Below are 17,354 nucleotides of genomic sequence, written 5' to 3' on the forward strand. Positions count from 1 at the left end.
ACCTGTGCGCGAGGTTCGCTCGGATGTCGCGGAACCGACAGGTATTCGGACTCGGGATCGACCCTCCCCGGCGCCTTCCCGGAAATCGCTTCCAGTGGCCTCGTGCCGGTTCGGTACCCCACACCGCTGCGCGCCAGTCCCGGATTCTCACCGGGTTCCCTGGCATCCGTCGGTCTCTGTCGAGATCGGCCGGATGCGGTCAGTTCCGCGCTCAGGGTAGCAGTGTGATCGCCGCGAGCCCGGGGGGCACCGTGCCAGGGGCGCCGCCGGTGCCACACTGTCTGCCGTGAGCACCCCCGATCCGATCCGCCGCACGCGCGGCGACCTGTGCCCCGGCGTCCTGCGTCCGTGGCCGGCCGCCGATGGCGCCCTTGTGCGCCTGCGCGTCCCGGGCGGCCGCGTGTCCCCTGCGTCCCTCGCCGTGCTGGGCGAGGTGGCGAGACGATACGGCGACGACGACGGCAACGTGCACCTCACCACCCGAGCGAACCTGCAGCTTCGCGCGCTGCCCCAGGACTCTGACGGGCAGTTGCCTGCAGAGGTGGTGGCGGCGATCGCGGGGACCGAACTCCTGCCTTCGCCGGGGCATGAGCTAGTGCGGAACATCCTCGTGTCGCCGCTGACGGGGCTCGACCCCGACCAGGCTGCGGGCCGCGCCGACCTCCGGCCGGTGACCGACGCCCTGGATGCCGGACTGCTGGCCGACCCCGCGCTCGGTACGCTGCCGGGCCGGTTCCTGTTCGTGCTGGACGACGGCCGCGGTGACCTGGTGGACCGCTCGTGTGACCTGGGGCTGGTGGTCGTGGGACCCGAGCTGGCGCAGCTGCGGATCGGCGAGGGCTGGGGCGAGGTGGTGCCGCTGTCCGAGGCCGCCGCCCGGTTGGTTGCGCTGGCCTGGGCGTTCGCCGATGCCCGCGGCACCGGACCCGAGGCGCCGTGGCATGTCCGCGAGCTGCTCGCGCAGGCCAGCCCCCCTGCCCCGCCTGCCGCGCTCGCTCCGACCGCCGCCCCCGACCCGCGCCTGCCCGAGCCCACCGGCCCGCTACCCTTCGGCCCGGTCCCCGGCTCGGCGGGCCGGATCGAGCACGTCGCGGCGCCCGGGGGCGTCCTCACGCCCGCCCTGCTCGAGCGTCTCACGGCGCCGGGGGTCACCGAGCTCGTCGTCACCCCGTGGCGTGGGGTTGTGGCCGTGCACGCGTAGGCTGCCTGCTGTCCCACGGCGAGGAACCCGGTGTGAATCCGGGGCGGTTCCGCCACTGTGAGGCGCGCCCAGCGGGTGTGCCCAGCCAGATACTCGCCGGGGATCAGCGCGCTCCGCCCGGGCGCCGCTGCGCTTTCTCACGCCGGGGCGAGAACCCCGAGGAGGACCTGTCGTGTCTGGAGCTGTCCGGCCGCCGCGTCGCTACGAGTATGTCGATAGCGGCCCCGCCATCTACGTCGACTCCTTTGCCACCATCCGCCGCGAATCCGACCTGTCGCGTGTCCCGGTGGACGCCGAGCGTCTCGCGGTGCGGATGATCCACGGCACGGGTCAGACCGATCTCACCGACGACCTGCAGGTTCACCCTCGGCTCGTCTCCGCCGCCCGGGCCGCTCTCAACGCCGGGGCGCCGATCCTCTGCGACGCCCGCATGGTCGCCTCGGGCGTCACCCGCGCCCGGCTGCCCCGCGACAACGACGTGGTGTGCACTCTGTCCGAGCCGGGCGTCCGCGAGCTGGCCGCCCAGATGGGCACCACCCGCTCCGCGGCGGCGCTCTCGCTGTGGGGTGACCGCCTCGACGGCGCGGTGGTGGCGATCGGCAATGCCCCGACCGCCCTGTTCCACCTGCTGGAGATGCTGCTCGACGGCGCTCCCCGCCCCGCGGCGATCGTCGGCTGCCCGGTGGGCTTCATCGGCGCCGCCGAGTCCAAGGCCGCGCTCGCCTCGTTCGCCGGCGACCATGGCATCGACATCCCGTTCGTCACCGTCCACGGCCGCCGCGGCGGGTCGGCGATGACGGCCTCCGCGCTCAACGCCCTGGCCCAGGAGCAGGAGTGAGCGGCCGCCTGTACGGCGTGGGCGTGGGCCCCGGTGATCCCGAATTGCTCACCCTCAAAGCCGCCCGGCTCATCGGTACCGCCGACGTGGTGGCATTCCATGCCGGTCGCGGTAAGGAATCCAACGCCCGCCGCATCGCCGCCGATCTCATCCCCGCGACCGCGATCGAGGAGCGACTCGAATACCCGGTCACGACGGGCACCACCGACCACCCCGGCGGCTACGCGGGCGCGATCGCCGACTTTTACGAGCGCAGCGCAGAGCGGCTTGCCTCTCATCTGGCCGCCGGCCGCGACGTCGTTCTGCTGTCCGAGGGTGACCCGCTGTTCTACGGCTCCTTCATGTACATGCACGACCGGCTCTCGCCCCATTTCGAGACCGAGATCGTCCCCGGGGTGCCGGCCTTCGCCGCCGCGACGGCCACCGCCGCCACTCCCCTGGTCCGGCAGACCGACGTGCTGACTGTTCTGCCCGGCACACTGCCCGAGCCCGAGCTCGCCCGCCGCCTGGCCGACACCGACGGTGCGATCATCATGAAGCTCGGTCGCAACTTCCCTGCCGTCCGACGCGCTCTCGAGGCCGCGGGCCGTCTCGATGGAGCGGTGTACGTCGAGCGGGCCTCGATGAGCGCCGAGCAGTTCCACGCCGTGGCCGACGTCGACCCTGCTTCGGTTCCCTACTTCTCTCTCATCGTGGTCCCCGGCGACTCGCGGCACGAGGACCCGACAGGACGTCGCGGTGCTCCCTTGTCCGATGTTTCTGCGGCTGCCGTCGCTCCCGCTACGCCGCCCTCCCTGACCGTTGCCGGTCGCCCCGTCGTCCACGTACTCGGCCTCGGACCCGGCCCGGACTGCTGGCTCACTCCCGAGGTCACCGACGTGCTGTCACAGGTCGATCACGTCGTCGGCTACGCCCCGTACGTCAACCGCGTGCCGCAGCGGGCCGGCCTGACCCGGCACGCCTCCGGCAACACTGTGGAGGTGGACCGGGCGCGTTTCGCCCTCGACCTGGCGCTGGCCGGTGAGCGGGTCGCGGTCGTCTCCGGCGGCGATGCGGGTGTGTTCGGCATGGCCTCGGCCGTGTTCGAGGCCGCTGAGGATCCCGCCTACGCCGAGGTCGACATCCGGGTGGCGCCTGGCGTCTCCGCCGTCCAGGCGGTTGCCGCCCGTGCCGGCGCCCCGATCGGCGCCGACTTCGCCGTGGTGAGCCTGTCTGACCGGCTCAAGCCGTGGTCGGTGGTCGAGCGCCGCCTGGAGGCGATCGCCGCCGCCGACCTGGTGCTCGCCATCTACAACCCGGCTTCTCGCTCACGCACCCACCAGGTGGCCGACGCCCGCGAGGTGCTGCTGCGCCACCGCGATCCCGCCACCCCGGTCGTGGTGGGCCGCGACGTCGGCCGGGCCGAGGAGTCGCTCACGGTCACCACGCTCGGGGAGCTCGACTGCGCGTCAATCGACATGAAGTGCCTTCTCATCGTGGGGGCGTCCGGTACCCGGGTCACCGCCTCGGGTCGGGCGTGGAGCCCGAGGTTCGTTCAGGCGTGATTTAGCCACACGATAACGACGACAGGTGCGAAAACCGCCTCCTGCCTGGCAGCATATCAACGCCAATTACCAGACGTTACGTCATCTGCGCTGATCACCGTGCTCCCCTCTGGGGAGCGCCTCACGACGGGCCGCCTAACCTCGCCTTTTCGCCTCCCGCTCCGGGCTCGACGCGTACAGCCACGACTCCGCCTCCCCCGGCCGCACCAAAGCGCGCCCGACGAGAATCACCGCAGCCTGCCGCAGGCCAGCCGCCTCCACCGCATCCGCGACATCAGCCAGGGTCCCTCGCAGTTCCACCCGATGCGGGCGACTCGCGTTGGCCACTACCGCCACCGGGCAGTCCGCGCCGTGGGTCGGGATCAGCCGCTCGGCCAGCTCGCGAATGCGGGTAATCGCGAGATGCAGCACCAGAGTGGCACCGGTGGCGGCGAAGTTCTCCAGCGCCTCGGCAGAGGGCATCGCCGTGGACCGGGCTTGCGTCCGGGTGAGCACCACCGACTGCACCACCTCGGGAACCGTCAGTTCCACACCCAGCTCAGCGGCCGCAGCTGCATAAGCGGGCACACCCGGGACCACGGCCCACGGCACCCCGGCCGCGTCCAACCGGCGGGTCTGCTCGGCCAGCGCTGAGTAGATCGACGGATCGCCTGAGCACAACCGAACCACCTCGAGCCCGTCTGCGTGAGCAGCGACGATCTCGCCGATGATCCCGTCCAGATCCAGATTCTGCGTATCGACCAGTCGGGCCTCGGGACGGCAGTGCTCCAGAACGCCCTCGTCGAGGTACGTCCCCGCGTACAAGCACACGTCCGCAGACCGGAGCAGAGTAACCGCGCGCAGTGTGAGCAGGTCCGCCGCGCCCGGCCCGGCACCCACGAAGTGAACGGTCACGAGGTTCCCTCCATCGCATCGCCACGCGGCTTCACGGCCGCCCACTGCACCACGGCCCGCGCCGGCGCCCAGCCGGTGAACGAGCCGATCTGATCACTGCGTTCCACGAAAAACCGCGTCAGCTCGCCACCGAACTCGGCGCGGGCGTCGATCATCACGCGTTCAGTCTCCAGCGTCACCGCATGAGCTACCAGTCGTCCGCCGGGCGCGAGCGCGTCCCAACACCGTCTGAGCAGGCCAGGGGCGGTACCGCCCCCGCCGATGAACACCGCATCCGGTCGGGGCAAGCCCTCCAGCGCGCCCGGGGCGCGGCCCTCCACGATCTCCAGCGAGGGCACCCCCAGCGCCGCGGCGTTGCGCCCGATCCGGGCCGCACGCTCGGGATCGGCCTCCACGGCGATCGCCCGGCACGCGGGGTGCATCCGCATCCACTCGATGCCCACCGACCCGGCGCCGGCCCCCACGTCCCAGAGCAGCTCTCCGGCCGAGGGCGCGAGCCGGGACAGCGCCGAGGCCCGCAGGTCACGCCGGGTGAGTTGGCCGTCGTTCTCAAAGGCGTCATCGGGCAGCCCGGGCGCCAGGCCGAGGGGCCGGGCGGAGGCATCGGCCACGCACTCGATTGCCAGGACGTGAAGCTGCGGCGCTTCGCGGCCCGGTTCCCAGTCTCGCGCCGTGCACCGCACACACGACTCCGCGGGGCTGCCGAGTTCCGCGAGGACGATCATCTCGCTCCCCCCGAACCCGGTGTCGCGGAGCACCGCGGCGACAGCCGACGGGGTGTGCCGGTCGGCGGACAGCACCAGCAGGCGCCGGCCCGGGGCGAGCTCGCGAGACAGCGTCCGGTGGTCACGCAGCACCGCCACCGACTCGGCCGGCCAACGCATCCGGGCCCGCGCCAACGCCACCGAGGACACCGCCGGCAGCACCTCCACCGCCTCGGCGCCGAGCAGCTCGACGAACGTCGTTCCCGCTCCGGCGACAAGCGGATCACCCGAGGCCAGGGCCACAATTCGCCGGTCCGCGAACCGGGCTAGCGCCTCTGCCACACCCTCGCGGAAGGGCCTCGTCCACGGCACCTGCTCAGCGGAGACCTCAGCTGGGAGCATCGTCAGATGGCGATCGCCGCCGAGCACCACCTCGGCACCGAGGACGGCGCTACGGCGGGCCGCGTCGAGACCCGCCCAGCCGTCACCGCCGATCCCCACCACCGTCACCCGCGCTGTCATGACGCGGAACCCTACAGCCTCCGCCGAGCTGCCTCAGCGCCCAGTCAGACGACCGAGCCTCCCCGCGGCTGCCGATCCCGCCCGGTCGAGGTCGTCACGGCTCCGTCGACCAGACGGAGCTGGGAATCGCACCGCGCCGCCATCGATGGGTCATGAGTGACCAGCATCAGTGCCACCCCGAGATCCCGGGCGGTACCCAGGAGGAGATCCATCACGACCCCACCGGATTCGGAATCGAGCGCGCTGGTGGGCTCGTCGGCGAGCACCATCACCGGCTGGTTCATGAGGGCGCGCGCCACCGCCACCCGCTGCCGCTGCCCCCCGGACAGCGCCCCGACCGCCCGCTCTCCAGCGTCACCCAGGCCGACCACACCGAGGAGTTCGTCCGCTCGTCCGCGCACGTCGCGGCGCCGCGCCCGTGACGGTCGTGATCCGAGCCAGGCCATGGCCTCGAGTTGTTCGCGTGCCGTGAGCGACTCGATGAGGTTGGACTGCTGGAACACGATCCCGATGTCCTTCCTGCGCAACGCCGCACCCTCCGCAGGGCTCACCGTGGCCAGGTCCACCATGCCGTCCCTGGTCTGCAGCCACACCTGCCCGGAGTCGGGCGTGGTCAGGGTCGCCGCCACCGCCAACAGGCTGGACTTTCCCGAGCCTGAAGGTCCCGTCACGGCGAGGCTGCGCCCACGATCGATCGAGAGTGAGACGTGGTCGACGGCGGTGACCCTGCCCTCGCCGTCGGGGAAGGTCAGGAGGACGTCCTTCATCCTCAGCGCGGTGGTCGACGGTGCCTCGAGCAGAGCGGTGTCGGACATGAGATTCCTTCCGGAGGTTGAGGGTTGCCGCGAGTGGACGGAGGGCGGCGTCATCAGCGAAGGACCGCTGCGATCGGGGCTGCTCATCGGGCGGCCCCGAGCGCGGAGTTGGGGTCGGCGTTCAGGACCGGCCCCAGCGAGGCGGCGGCGCCGGCCAGACCGAGCACCGCGAGCAGAGATGCCGGCAGAAGCGTGGTCCCGGTCGAGACGACAACCGGCACGGTGCCTGCCGCCGCCAGCCCGAGAAGCGCGACGATCCCCACTCCGCCCCCGATGCCCACGGCCAGTACGATCGCCGCCTGTCCTATCGAATCGCGGACGACCATCGCCGTGGACGCACCGAGCGCCTTGAGCACGGCGACATCACGGCGGCGCTGCATCCCCCAGACGGTGAAGAACGCACCCACGACCAGCGCCGTCACAGCCAGCAGCATGTAGGTCATGGTCCTCAGCGAGGTGTTCTCCGCCCGGTGCGAGGGCAACGCACCCACGAGTCCCGCGGAGTCGACCAGGCCGAGGCCCTGATCCAGTACGGCGAAATCAGCGAGTGCTTCCGACGACACCGCGATGGTGGTGGCCGCCCCGCCGCGGGGGGCGAGTTCTCTCCACGTGTCGAGGTCGGTCACCACCACAGGTGTGTGCGAGTGCCAGAGATCGCCGGCGTTTCCGGCGACCGCCAGGGTGTCGCCACCGATTCCGATCTCATCCACGCCGCCGCTCACCTCGTCGTCGACCCCGGTGGACACCAGGACCTCCCCCCTTGACGGCGGGGCCACTGAGCCCACCGGTGCCGCCAGACCCACGGCGACGGCGGACACGCCTGTTTCCGTGCCGTCGTCCACGGTGAGCCGGGCGAGTCCTACCGGCACGGCGGAGGGGTCCAGCGCCGAGATCTCCTCCACCTGCCTGTCGGTGAGGGCCGCTCGATCGAGGTCGACGACGCCTTTGTCGTCAGTGGGCAGGACAAAGCTCGAGCCGCCCGATCCGAGCGCCCGGAGAGCGGACACGCTCTGGTTCGCCAGACCGGCGGTCAGACCGAGCAGGCCCGCCACCAGAACCGACAGCAGCAGCACGACCCCGGTGATGAGGGCGAAACGCCACCTCGCGGTACGGAGGTCACGAAGTGCGAAGAACATGGTTTTCCCTTTCCGACGGCATACCTCAAGGCTCGACTCACAGGCCCCACACCGGATCGACCGCGAGGTTGGTTCTCCGGCACCGAAAGGCGGGTCCCGCCTCCACCTTTCGATGGATGCCGGACCCGGTTCGCGGCGACTAGCGTCGAGCGGGTGACCCCTGCACCAGCCAGCGCCGCGGAGCTCCCGCCCGAGTCCGCGGGCGTGCGTGTGGTGTTCACGCAGCTCCAGATCGCGCTGCACACGCTGGTGGCGGCGCTGCTCGTGCTCACCCTGATCGGCGCGCACAGCAGCACCCCCGGCGTCCTCAACGTCCCTGCAGTGGTGACCGCCGCGGGATTCGCCGCGGTGTATTGCATCGGGACCGTGTGGGAGCGCCGTCGCGAGGCGACCCGCACCATCCGTCTGGGGTGGCTGGGCGTCGTCGTCGGGCTGTGGGCGGCTCTCGTGGTCCAGGTGCCCGAGGCCGCCTACCTCGTGTTCCCACTGTTCTTCCTGGCCCAGTTTCTCCTCGGCGTGTTAACGGGCGCGGCGGCGGTGGCATTTCTTGCCGCAGTCGCGGTGCTGGCCCTGGGACTTCACGAGGGCTTCACCGCCGCCGGGATCATCGGGCCGGTGGTGGGAGCACTCGTGGCGCTCGGCCTGGGGGCCGGCGTGCGCGCGCTACACCGCGAGTCGCAGGCCCGGCGCGCGGTGATCGCCGAGCTCATGGCCACGCGCTCCGAGCTCGCCGCCCGGGAGCGGGAGGTGGGACGAGAGGCCGAGCGGGCCCGGCTGGCAGGCGAGATCCACGACACCGTGGCGCAGGGGTTGTCGAGCATCGGAATGCTGTTGCACGCCGCCGAGCGCTCGGATCCCTCGCATCCCGCGGTGGACCAGATCCGTCTCGCCCGCGAGGTGGCGGGCGAGAACCTCACCGAGACGCGCAGGCTCATCGCCGCGCTGCGCCCGGCACCACTCGACGGTGTCTCGCTGGCCGGGGCCCTGCGCCGCGTCGCCGAGCAGGTGGGGACCGAGAACCCCGGACTCGCCGTGTCGGTGGGTGGCGATCTGACCGCCGACCCACCCGCGGAACTCTCGGCGGTACTCGTCAGGGTGACGCAGGAGGCCCTGACCAACGCGGTCAAGCACGGGTCGCCCGACCAGATCAGGATCACCCTCGACCACCGCCCCACCTCGGTGCAGCTGGAGGTCCACGACGACGGATGCGGGTTCGACACCACCGCCCCTCGCACCGCGGCCTCGTTCGGGCTGGCCGGGATGGCCCGTCGGGTCGACGACCTGGGAGGGACACTCGAGGTGGAGTCGGAGGTGGGCGGCGGTACGTCGGTCCGTGCGGTGCTGCCGACGGGGACGACGGAGAAGGAGCTGTGACGAGAGTGCGGGTGCTGATCGCGGACGACCACGGGGTGGTGCGGACGGGGCTGCGGGCGCTACTCGCTTCCGATCCGTCAATCGAGGTGATCGCAGACGTTGCCGATGCCGGCGCCGCCGTGGAGCGTTGCAGGATCGGGGACGTGGACGTGGTGCTCATGGACCTGCGCTTCTCCGGTGATGCCACCGCGGGGGTCCGGGCCACGGCCAGGATCCAGGAGCTCGCCGACCCGCCCCAGGTCCTGGTTCTCACCAGTCACGACACGGACTCGGACATCCTCGGCGCGATCGAGGCCGGCGCCTGCGGCTACCTCCTCAAGGACGCCGGCCCCGACGAACTCCTGGGCGCGGTCCGCGCCGCCGCAGCGGGCGAGAGTGCGCTCTCCCCCACCGTCGCCGGCAAGCTCATGGGCCGACTACGCGACCCGCGTCCACTACTCACCGATCGCGAAACGGAGGTCCTCCGGGCGGTGGCAGACGGTGCCACCAACAGGCAGGCCGCCGCCTCGCTGAACGTGTCGGAGGCGACCGTCAAAACCCACCTGGTGCACATCTTCGACAAGCTCGGCGTCACCACGCGGACCGCAGCCGTGGCCCGGGCCCGCGAACTCGGAGCCGTCTAGCCGGGCGGGTCCGCTGCTCCCCTGTGCCGCTGGTGACCGGTGCTTGGACTACCCTCAGCACCACAACCGAACACGACCCACAGCACGAGGTGCCCCACGGCCGCGAGAGCGGGCGGAGGGGAGAATCAGGGAAGCCGGTGAGAATCCGGCACAGGGCCCGCTACGGTGACCCGGCCTCTCGCGACACCGCGCCCAGCGCGCGAGCCGCGAGATGAGCCTGGAAGTCCGGAGACCGGCCTCGCGCTGACCAGCCTGGCAGACGAGAGCGGGAGCCCCCATGCCATTGCACTACCCCTTCAGCGCGGTTGTCGGTTCCGACGACATGGCGCTGGCCCTCACCCTCACCGCGGTGTCGCCGCAGGTCGGCGGCGTCCTCATCCGTGGTGAGAAGGGCACGGCCAAGTCCACGATGGTCCGCGCCCTCGCCGGAGTCCTCCCGGAGATCGAGGTGGTCACCGGCGACCGCTTCTCCTCCGCGCCCGACGACCGCGGCTCCGAGACCCCCGACGGCCGCATCCCCACCGACGCTCCCACCGAGCGGCGGCCGGTCCGCCTGGTCGAGCTTCCGGTCGGGGTGTCCGAGGACCGGATCACCGGGTCGCTGCACCTGGAGAGCGCGCTGTCCGACGGCGTGACCGTGTTCCAGCCCGGCCTGCTCGCTCGCGCCCACCGCGGGATCCTCTACGTGGACGAGGTCAACCTGCTCCACGACCACGTGGTGGACCAGCTCCTCGACGCCGCCGCGATGGGCCGCGTCACCGTCGAGCGCGATGGCCTGTCGGTCGAGTACGCCGCCCGGTTCGTGCTGGTCGGCACCATGAATCCCGAGGAGGGCGAGCTCCGCCCGCAGCTGATGGACCGTTTCGGTCTCACCGTGGAGGTGGCCGCGCCGCGCGACCCCGAGCTGCGGGCCGAGGTGGTGCGCCGCCGCATCGCGTTCGAGGCCGACCCCGCCGGGTTCGCCGCCGCGTACGCCGACGACGAGCGCGCCCTGCGTGAGCGGGTCGCCGCCGCCCGGCGCGTCCTCGGCGGGGTCAGGCTCACCGAGTGGGCACTGGCCACCATCGCGCGGGTCTGCGCGGGCTTCGACGTGGACGGAATGCGCGCCGACATCGTCACCGCCCGCGCGGCCGCAGCCCACGCCGCGTGGCACGGCCGCACGCGTATCGGCCGCGAGGACATCCGGGTCGCCGCGCGCATGGCGCTGCCCCACCGCCGCCGCCGCGCACCGTTCGACGCGCCGGGCCTCGACGAGGAGCTGCTGGACCGGCTGTTGGGCGACGACGAGCCCGATCCCGACCCCCACGACGAGGAGCCACAGGCCGAGGACACCGGTCCGTCCGAGTCCGCCGACGACTCGAGCAGTGCGGACACCCCGTCCACCGACCAAACCCCGGCCGAGGCCTCGGCCGGCGGGCCCGGCAGCGACGCGACCGAGGGCGGCGGGCACGCTCAGCGGGACAGCCCGGCTGACGCCGACGGCAGCCCGGACCCCGACACCACCCCGGACCCCGACACCGCCCCGGGCTCCGCACCCGGTCCCGCCGCCCCGCAGCCCGGCACCGTGGCCTCCGCGTCGGAGCCGTACCGGACGCGGCTGTTCAGCGTCGCCGGCACCGGCGAGGGTGCGGCGGGTCGTCGGTCCCGGGCCCGCACGAGCAGCGGTCGGCGGGTCGGCGCCGGTGAGTTCACCGGCGCGGACCTGCACTTTCCCGCCACCATCCGCTCGGCCGCGCCGCACCAGGCTGCCCGCGGCCGCGCGGCCGGCAGCGACGCGGCCGCGAACAACCGCCTCCTGCTCGCCCCCGAGGACCTGCGCTCTGCCGTGCGCGAGGGCCGCGAATCCAACCTCGTCCTCTTCTGCGTGGACGCCTCGGGCTCCATGGCCGCCCGCACCCGGATGGAGCAGGTCAAGACCGCCATCCTGTCCCTCCTGCTAGACGCCTACCGCCGCCGCGACAAGGTCGGCCTGGTGACGTTCCGCGGGTCCGCCGCGCAGGTCACTCTCCCGCCCACCTCCTCGGTCGACGTCGCGGCCACCCGCCTCGCCGACCTCCCCGCGGGCGGCCGGACCCCACTGGCGGAGGGACTGCTCACCACCGCCGAGGTCCTGCGCATCGAGAGCATCCGCGATCGGCGGCGGCGACCTCTTGTCGTCGTCGTCACCGACGGCCGCGCCACCCATGGCCGGCACGCCCTCGCCCGGTCCCGCACCGCGGCGGCCGGGCTGGCCTCTCTCGGCGTGGCGTCCGTGGTGGTGGACTGCGAGACCGGCCGGTTCCGCATGGGCCTGGCCGCCGAGCTCGCCGCGCACCTCGGCGCCGAGCACGTGCCGTTGGGCGAGGTCACCGCCGACGGCCTCACCCGCACCGTTCGAGAACACACCACCGCACCGACCCCCACGACGCGAAACGAGGTCGCCTGATGCCTCAGGGACAACCCACCACCGTCCCCGACGACGGCCTCAGCACCCGCCAGCGCCGAAACCGCCCGCTCGTCATGGTCCACACCGGGCCCGGCAAGGGAAAATCCACCGCCGCGTTCGGCCTGGCCATGCGCGCGTGGAACCAGGGCTGGGACATCGGCGTGTTCCAGTTCGTCAAGTCCGCCAAGTGGCGCATCGGCGAGCAGACCGTCATGGAACGCCTCGGCCAGCTGCATACTGAGACCGGCGAGGGCGGCCCGGTGGAGTGGCACAAGATGGGCTCGGGATGGTCGTGGTCGCGCAAGGAAGGCACCGAAGCCGACCACGCCGCCGATGCCGCCGAGGGCTGGGCCGAGATCAAGCGCCGCCTCGCCACCGAGCGGCACGACCTGTACCTGCTCGACGAGTTCACCTACCCCATGAAGTGGGGCTGGGTGGACGTCGACGACGTGGTGGCCACCCTCGCCGCGCGGCCCGGGCGGCAGCACGTCGTGATCACGGGCCGCGACGCCGACCCGCGGCTGCTCGAGGTGGCCGACCTCGTCACCGAGATGGGCAAGGTCAAGCACCCCATGGACGCCGGGCAGAAGGGGCAGCGGGGGATCGAGTGGTAAGCGAACTCCCGCGCCTGGTCGTGGCCGCGCCGGCGTCGGGGCACGGCAAGACCACCGTCGCCACCGGCCTCATGGCCGCGCTGCGCCGTACCGGGCTGGAGGTCTCGGGGCACAAGGTGGGCCCCGACTACATCGACCCCGGCTACCACGCCCTCGCCACCGGGCGGCCCGGGCGCAACCTCGACCCGCACCTCGTGGGCGAGGATCGGATCGTGCCGCTGCTGCTGAACGGTGCGCGGTTCGGCGGGACTCGCGGCGGGCGGCCGGCCGACATCGCGGTGATCGAGGGCGTCATGGGCCTGTACGACGGCCACATCGGCCGCGAAGGGTTCGCCTCCACCGCGCACGTCGCCCGCCTCACCGATTCCCCCGTCGTGCTGGTGGTCGACATCTCGCACGCCTCGCGCACCATCGCCGCCACGGTCCTCGGCATGGCCACGTTCGACCCGGACGTCCGGATCGCCGGGGTGGTGCTCAACAAGGCGGGGTCCGTACGCCACTCCGACGAGGTCCGCCGCGCCCTCGCGCCCCTGGGCATCCCCGTGCTGGGCGTGCTCCAGCGCGACGACGACGTCACCGCCCCCTCCCGCCACCTCGGCCTCGTCCCCGCCGCCGAGCGCCCCGAGGCCGCGCGGTCGCTGGACCACCTCGCCGGCAAGGTCGCCGCATCCATCGACCTCGAGGCCGTCATGCGCATCGCGCGGTCCGCGCCGCCGCTGCGCGGGCAGGCGTGGTCGGCGCAGGAGGCGGTGGCAGGTGGCGGGCGCGGATCCGGCGGCGACGACGACAAGGGCCGCCCGCTCATCGCCGTGGCCGGCGGCCGGGCCTTCACGTTCCGCTACGCCGAGACGGTCGAACTGCTCGAGGCGGCCGGCTGCTCGGTCGCACCGTTCGACCCGCTGGCCGACGAGGCGCTGCCCGACGGGACCGCGGGGATCTACCTGGGAGGCGGGTTCCCCGAGGTGCACGCCGCGGACCTCGCCGCCAACGAGCCCATGCTGCGGGCGCTCCTCGCGGCCACCTCCGCTGGGGTCCCGACGGTCGCCGAATGCGCGGGCCTGCTGTATCTCTGCCGGAGCCTGGACGGCGTGCCGATGGTGGGCGCGATCGACGCCGACGCCGCCATGGCCCCGCGGCTCACGCTGGCCTACCGGCGCTCGACGGCCGTCGCCGACAGCGTCCTCGCCGCCGCCGGCACCGAGGTCACCGGGCACGAGTTCCATCGCACGGCGGTCACGCCTGCGGCGGGTGCGGACACGGAGCCGCGGCCGACGTGGCAGGGCTCAGGCGCGGGCCCGGGCCCGGGCTTGAGCGCGAGCCCGGCGTGGACGAGCAGTGCGGGGCCGGAGGGCTTTGTCACCGGCTCGATCCACGCCTCGTACCTGCACACGCACTGGGCGGGGCATCCTGCGCTGGCGGTACGGTTCGCGGAGCTGGTCCGGGCGTTCGCCGGAGCGCCCCAACCGCCCCGCCGAGCGTCGGATCGCCGGCCAGCCCAACTCGCCCGGCCCTGACCCCGGTTTGGTCGTAGCCATCGCGGGGATGCGGCCGGAATCGCTCGATGGCTACGACCAGTTCCGCGATGATGACGACCGAACAAGATTGGGCTGGGCATCGACCGGACCAGCGCCCCGGCCGACCGCGGCAAGCGAGGAGACCATGAGAGCGTCCACGACGTCATCACAGCCCACTTCGAGGCCTACAACAGCGAGGACCCGCACCAGCTGGCGGCCGTGCTGCACGAGGACGCGGTCCTGCACTCCGCCGCCGGGACGCAGCTCGGGCTCTCCGCCTACCTCGACACCTACCGCGCGATGACCAGCACATTCGTCGACCGCATGACGCCCGAAGAGATCGAGGTCGACGGCGACACGGCCACCGTCACCATCGTGAACACGCTCACCGCGCGCGCTGACGTGAAGGACTTCATGGGGATGTCGCTCGACGAGGGGCAGGCCATGACGTTGAACCTGAAGGGCCGGTACACCGTGGACGGCGACCGGATCCGCGAGATCAACCTCGAATTGCTCTAGCGGGAGTCGGCCGGGCGCTCCACGACGGGCCAGACGGTCCGCGACTGCCACGACGCGAAACTCTGGTGTAGCTACTGCGATGAACCGGCCGGATTTTCGCAGTAGCTACACCAAAGTTCGTCTAGGAAAGTGAGGGAAAGGCGCGCGCCCAGTCCGCGGCGGCCGCGGCGTCGCCGACCATCTGCACTCCGGGCGCGGGGCCGGGTCGGCGCACCACCACGACCGGCACGCCGAGCTCGTCGGCCACAGCCATCTTCGACCAGGTGTGGTCGCCGCCCGAGTCCTTGGTGACCAGCACGTCCACGCCGTGCTCGGCGAAGAGATCGCGCTCGGCGTCGACAGAGTAGGGGCCCCGGCTCAGCAGCAGCTGCCACGGCTCGGGCAGCGCCACCTCGGGCGGGTCCACCACCCTGACCAGCGCCTGATGCTCGGCGAGGGGGCTCACGAACCTGTCCAGCGACTGCCGCCCGATCGTGAGGAACGGCCGACGGCCCAGTCGGGAGGTGGTCGCCGCGGCCTCGTCGTGATCGCCCACCCAGTGCCAGCGGTCGGCCCCCGGAGCGGCAGCCCAGCCGGGTCGCTCGAGGCGCAGCAGCGGAACCCGCGCGGCCGCGCACGCGGCGGCGGCGTTGGACGAGATGCCCGCGGCGAACGGGTGGGTGGCGTCGACGACCGCTGTCACGCCGGCCTCGATCAGGTATTGCTGCAGTCCGTCGACGCCGCCGAACCCGCCGATCCGCACCTCGCCCACCGGCAGTCGAGGCCGCGCCACCCGCCCCGCGAGCGATGACATCACCGGCACCCCGCGCTCGACCAGCAGGGCGGCGAGCTCGCGGGCCTCGGCGGTGCCGCCCAGGATGAGCACGCTCACCGGTCCGCCCCCGGCGGCAGGATCGGCAGCGGCGGCGGGCCCGAGCGCGCCAACTCCAGCAGCGCGTCCAGGTCGAGGTGCTCCTCGGCGAGGTCGCCCAGCAGGTCGAGGCGGCGCTCCCGCGCGGCCGCGAAGCTCACGTCCGAGCGCTCGCGGGTCCGCCCCAGCCCTGCCGCGACCTCGCCCAGGAAGGCGCCCCGGAAACCGTCCGACTCGAGACTCCCGTGCCACATCGTGCCGAACACCCGCCCCCGCCGGGCTCCGCCGGGGAACACCTCGTCGTCGTCGCCCGTCTCTCCCCCGCCGCCGACGCTCACCCGGCCGTGATGGATCTCGTACCCGCTCACCGGCTGCCCCAGCGCGGTCCCGGTCGGCAGGCGCAGCACCTTCTCCGCGCCGAAGCGGGTGGTCACGTCGAGCAGCCCGAGGCCGGTCGTGCGCGCGCCGGGAGAGCCCTCGATGCCGGCGGGGTCGGCGATCTCGCCGCCGAGCATCTGGAGGCCGCCGCAGATCCCCAGCACCGCGCCGCCCCGCTCGACATGTGTAGTGACCGCGCGGTCGAGGCCCCGCGCGCGGAGCCAGGCGAGGTCGTCGAGGGTCGCCCTGGTTCCGGGGACGACGACGAGGTCGGCGCCCGCGAGGTCGCGGGGCTCCGTGACATAGGCGACCTCGACGTCGGCTTCCAGGCCGAGCGCGTCGACGTCGGTGAAGTTGCTGATGCGTGGCAGACGGATCACGGCCACGCGCAGGGCCGCCGTGGCGTCGGCGGCGCGGGGGCTAACCGCGAGGGCGTCCTCGGAGTCCAGCCACAGATCGGGGTGCCAGGGCAGGACCCCGTGGACCGGGCGGCCGGTGAGCGCGGTGAGCTGGTCCAGTCCGGGCGCGAGGAGCGTGGGGTCGCCGCGGAACTTGTTGATGACGAACCCCGCGACCAGCCGCTGGTCGGCAGGCTCGAGCAGCGCGACCGTCCCGAACAGCGCCGCGAAGACGCCGCCGCGGTCGATGTCGCCCACCACCACCACGGGCATGTCGGCGTGGCGGGCCAGGCCCATGTTGACGTAGTCGCTCGAGCGCAGGTTGATCTCGGCCGGGCTGCCGGCGCCCTCGCAAATGAGGAGGTCGTAGCGGGAGGCGAGATCGTCATAGGCCGCGAACGCCGCCTGCGCCAGGTGTGCGCGTCCGTGGACGAAGTCCCGCGAGGACACCGTGCCGGACGGCTGGCCCATCACCACCACGTGGCTGCGCCGGTCGCCGCCCGGCTTGAGCAGCACCGGGTTCATGGCGGGCTCGGGATCGGCACGCGCGGCGAGGGCCTGGATCCACTGGGCGCGGCCGATCTCGGCGGTGGCGTCGGGGCCACCGACGACCATCGAGTTGTTGGACATGTTCTGAGCCTTGAACGGCGCCACCCTCAGGCCGCGGCGGGCGAACGCCCGACAGAGCGCGGTGGTGACGATGCTCTTGCCGGCATCGGACGTCGTCCCGGCGACGAGTAGGGAGGCCGCCGGGGCGTGCGGGGCGACCCGCTCCCCGCGCGGAGGGCGCGAGATATTCATGTGCTGGGGGCTCCTCGGCCGGCATGCGCCGACCACGGACGCGGGCGGCGGTCGGCAGGTATCGGGCTCGACCTCGCCCGCGGGGGCGCCGCGGCGCCGAGGGGCGAAAAGGTCACACCGTTGCGGGACAGCCCCGGACTCTCACCGGGTTCCCTGGACCAACGCACAGAATGCTACCGACAGACGCCAGGGCCCGCCTCCCGG

The 17,354-nt window shown here is 72.7% G+C and carries 15 protein-coding genes and 4 riboswitches; of the genes, 9 read left to right on the forward strand and 6 right to left on the reverse strand.

Features of this window, described 5'->3' with window-relative positions:
• Window positions 1-18 precede the first annotated feature (18 nt).
• Window positions 19-205: riboswitch (cobalamin riboswitch) on the reverse strand.
• A gap of 81 nt (window positions 206-286) precedes the next feature.
• The 3 genes from C3V38_RS05625 to C3V38_RS05635 all read left to right on the forward strand — a co-directional run bounded on the left by C3V38_RS05625 (window position 287) and on the right by C3V38_RS05635 (window position 3,583).
• Complete coding sequence (locus C3V38_RS05625) at window positions 287-1,201, forward strand: nitrite reductase (RefSeq protein ID WP_165001070.1); 915 nt, start codon at window positions 287-289, stop codon at window positions 1,199-1,201.
• A riboswitch (cobalamin riboswitch) is annotated at window positions 1,183-1,317 on the forward strand. (Overlaps the previous gene by 19 nt.)
• A gap of 56 nt (window positions 1,318-1,373) precedes the next feature.
• Window positions 1,374-2,039 (forward strand): precorrin-8X methylmutase, encoded by a 666-nt coding sequence (locus tag C3V38_RS05630; RefSeq protein ID WP_061915807.1) that lies wholly within the window; start codon window positions 1,374-1,376, stop codon window positions 2,037-2,039.
• A complete protein-coding gene (locus tag C3V38_RS05635; RefSeq protein WP_106385248.1) occupies window positions 2,036-3,583 on the forward strand; it encodes a precorrin-2 C(20)-methyltransferase in 1,548 nt (515 codons plus the stop codon). Before C3V38_RS05630 ends, C3V38_RS05635 begins: the two co-directional genes overlap by 4 nt.
• 135 nt (window positions 3,584-3,718) lie before the next feature.
• On the opposite strand, the gene C3V38_RS05640 is transcribed toward C3V38_RS05635, so the two are convergent.
• From C3V38_RS05640 to C3V38_RS05655, 4 genes are all read right to left on the reverse strand, one after another.
• The gene (locus C3V38_RS05640) at window positions 3,719-4,477 is read right to left on the reverse strand and encodes a cobalt-precorrin-4/precorrin-4 C(11)-methyltransferase (protein ID WP_106385249.1); all 759 of its coding nucleotides are present in this window, start codon (window positions 4,475-4,477) and stop codon (window positions 3,719-3,721) included.
• The gene (cbiE, locus tag C3V38_RS05645) at window positions 4,474-5,703 is read right to left on the reverse strand and encodes a precorrin-6y C5,15-methyltransferase (decarboxylating) subunit CbiE (protein ID WP_106385250.1); all 1,230 of its coding nucleotides are present in this window, start codon (window positions 5,701-5,703) and stop codon (window positions 4,474-4,476) included. The genes C3V38_RS05640 and cbiE overlap by 4 nt, the downstream gene beginning before the upstream one ends.
• 44 nt (window positions 5,704-5,747) lie before the next feature.
• Window positions 5,748-6,518, reverse strand: coding sequence for an ABC transporter ATP-binding protein (locus tag C3V38_RS05650; RefSeq protein WP_106385251.1), 771 nt, complete (start codon window positions 6,516-6,518; stop codon window positions 5,748-5,750).
• Between the two features lie 83 nt (window positions 6,519-6,601).
• Complete coding sequence (locus C3V38_RS05655; protein WP_106385252.1) at window positions 6,602-7,654, reverse strand: FtsX-like permease family protein; 1,053 nt, start codon at window positions 7,652-7,654, stop codon at window positions 6,602-6,604.
• A 153-nt stretch (window positions 7,655-7,807) separates the two neighbouring features.
• Here C3V38_RS05655 and C3V38_RS05660 point away from each other — a divergent pair, with 153 nt between their 5' ends.
• The 6 genes from C3V38_RS05660 (at window position 7,808) to C3V38_RS05685 (ending at window position 14,723) form a co-directional block, all read left to right on the forward strand.
• The gene (locus C3V38_RS05660) at window positions 7,808-9,028 is read left to right on the forward strand and encodes a sensor histidine kinase (RefSeq protein WP_106385253.1); all 1,221 of its coding nucleotides are present in this window, start codon (window positions 7,808-7,810) and stop codon (window positions 9,026-9,028) included.
• Window positions 9,025-9,651 (forward strand): response regulator transcription factor, encoded by a 627-nt coding sequence (locus C3V38_RS05665; RefSeq protein WP_106385254.1) that lies wholly within the window; start codon window positions 9,025-9,027, stop codon window positions 9,649-9,651. The genes C3V38_RS05660 and C3V38_RS05665 overlap by 4 nt, the downstream gene beginning before the upstream one ends.
• Before the next feature lie 70 nt (window positions 9,652-9,721).
• Window positions 9,722-9,907, forward strand: a riboswitch (cobalamin riboswitch).
• A gap of 21 nt (window positions 9,908-9,928) precedes the next feature.
• Window positions 9,929-12,076 (forward strand): VWA domain-containing protein, encoded by a 2,148-nt coding sequence (locus C3V38_RS05670; RefSeq protein ID WP_106385255.1) that lies wholly within the window; start codon window positions 9,929-9,931, stop codon window positions 12,074-12,076.
• Window positions 12,076-12,690: a cob(I)yrinic acid a,c-diamide adenosyltransferase gene (gene cobO, locus C3V38_RS05675; RefSeq protein WP_007628512.1), complete on the forward strand. Its 615-nt coding sequence runs from the start codon at window positions 12,076-12,078 to the stop codon at window positions 12,688-12,690. The genes C3V38_RS05670 and cobO overlap by 1 nt, the downstream gene beginning before the upstream one ends.
• A complete protein-coding gene (locus C3V38_RS05680; RefSeq protein WP_106385256.1) occupies window positions 12,684-14,204 on the forward strand; it encodes a cobyrinate a,c-diamide synthase in 1,521 nt (506 codons plus the stop codon). Before cobO ends, C3V38_RS05680 begins: the two co-directional genes overlap by 7 nt.
• Before the next feature lie 99 nt (window positions 14,205-14,303).
• A complete protein-coding gene (locus tag C3V38_RS05685) occupies window positions 14,304-14,723 on the forward strand; it encodes a nuclear transport factor 2 family protein (protein ID WP_106385257.1) in 420 nt (139 codons plus the stop codon).
• Window positions 14,724-14,844: 121 nt separating this feature from the next.
• Here C3V38_RS05685 and C3V38_RS05690 read toward each other — a convergent pair whose 3' ends face one another.
• Both C3V38_RS05690 and C3V38_RS05695 read right to left on the reverse strand, forming a co-directional pair.
• Window positions 14,845-15,594 (reverse strand): cobalt-precorrin-6A reductase, encoded by a 750-nt coding sequence (locus C3V38_RS05690; RefSeq protein WP_106385258.1) that lies wholly within the window; start codon window positions 15,592-15,594, stop codon window positions 14,845-14,847.
• Window positions 15,591-17,150, reverse strand: a complete 1,560-nt coding sequence (locus C3V38_RS05695; RefSeq protein ID WP_106385259.1) for a cobyric acid synthase — start codon at window positions 17,148-17,150, stop codon at window positions 15,591-15,593. Before C3V38_RS05695 ends, C3V38_RS05690 begins: the two co-directional genes overlap by 4 nt.
• Window positions 17,151-17,200: 50 nt before the next feature.
• Window positions 17,201-17,331, reverse strand: a riboswitch (cobalamin riboswitch).
• Window positions 17,332-17,354 lie beyond the last annotated feature (23 nt).

Source organism: Dietzia sp. oral taxon 368 (assembly GCF_002999155.1).
GTDB lineage: Bacteria > Actinomycetota > Actinomycetes > Mycobacteriales > Mycobacteriaceae > Dietzia > Dietzia cinnamea.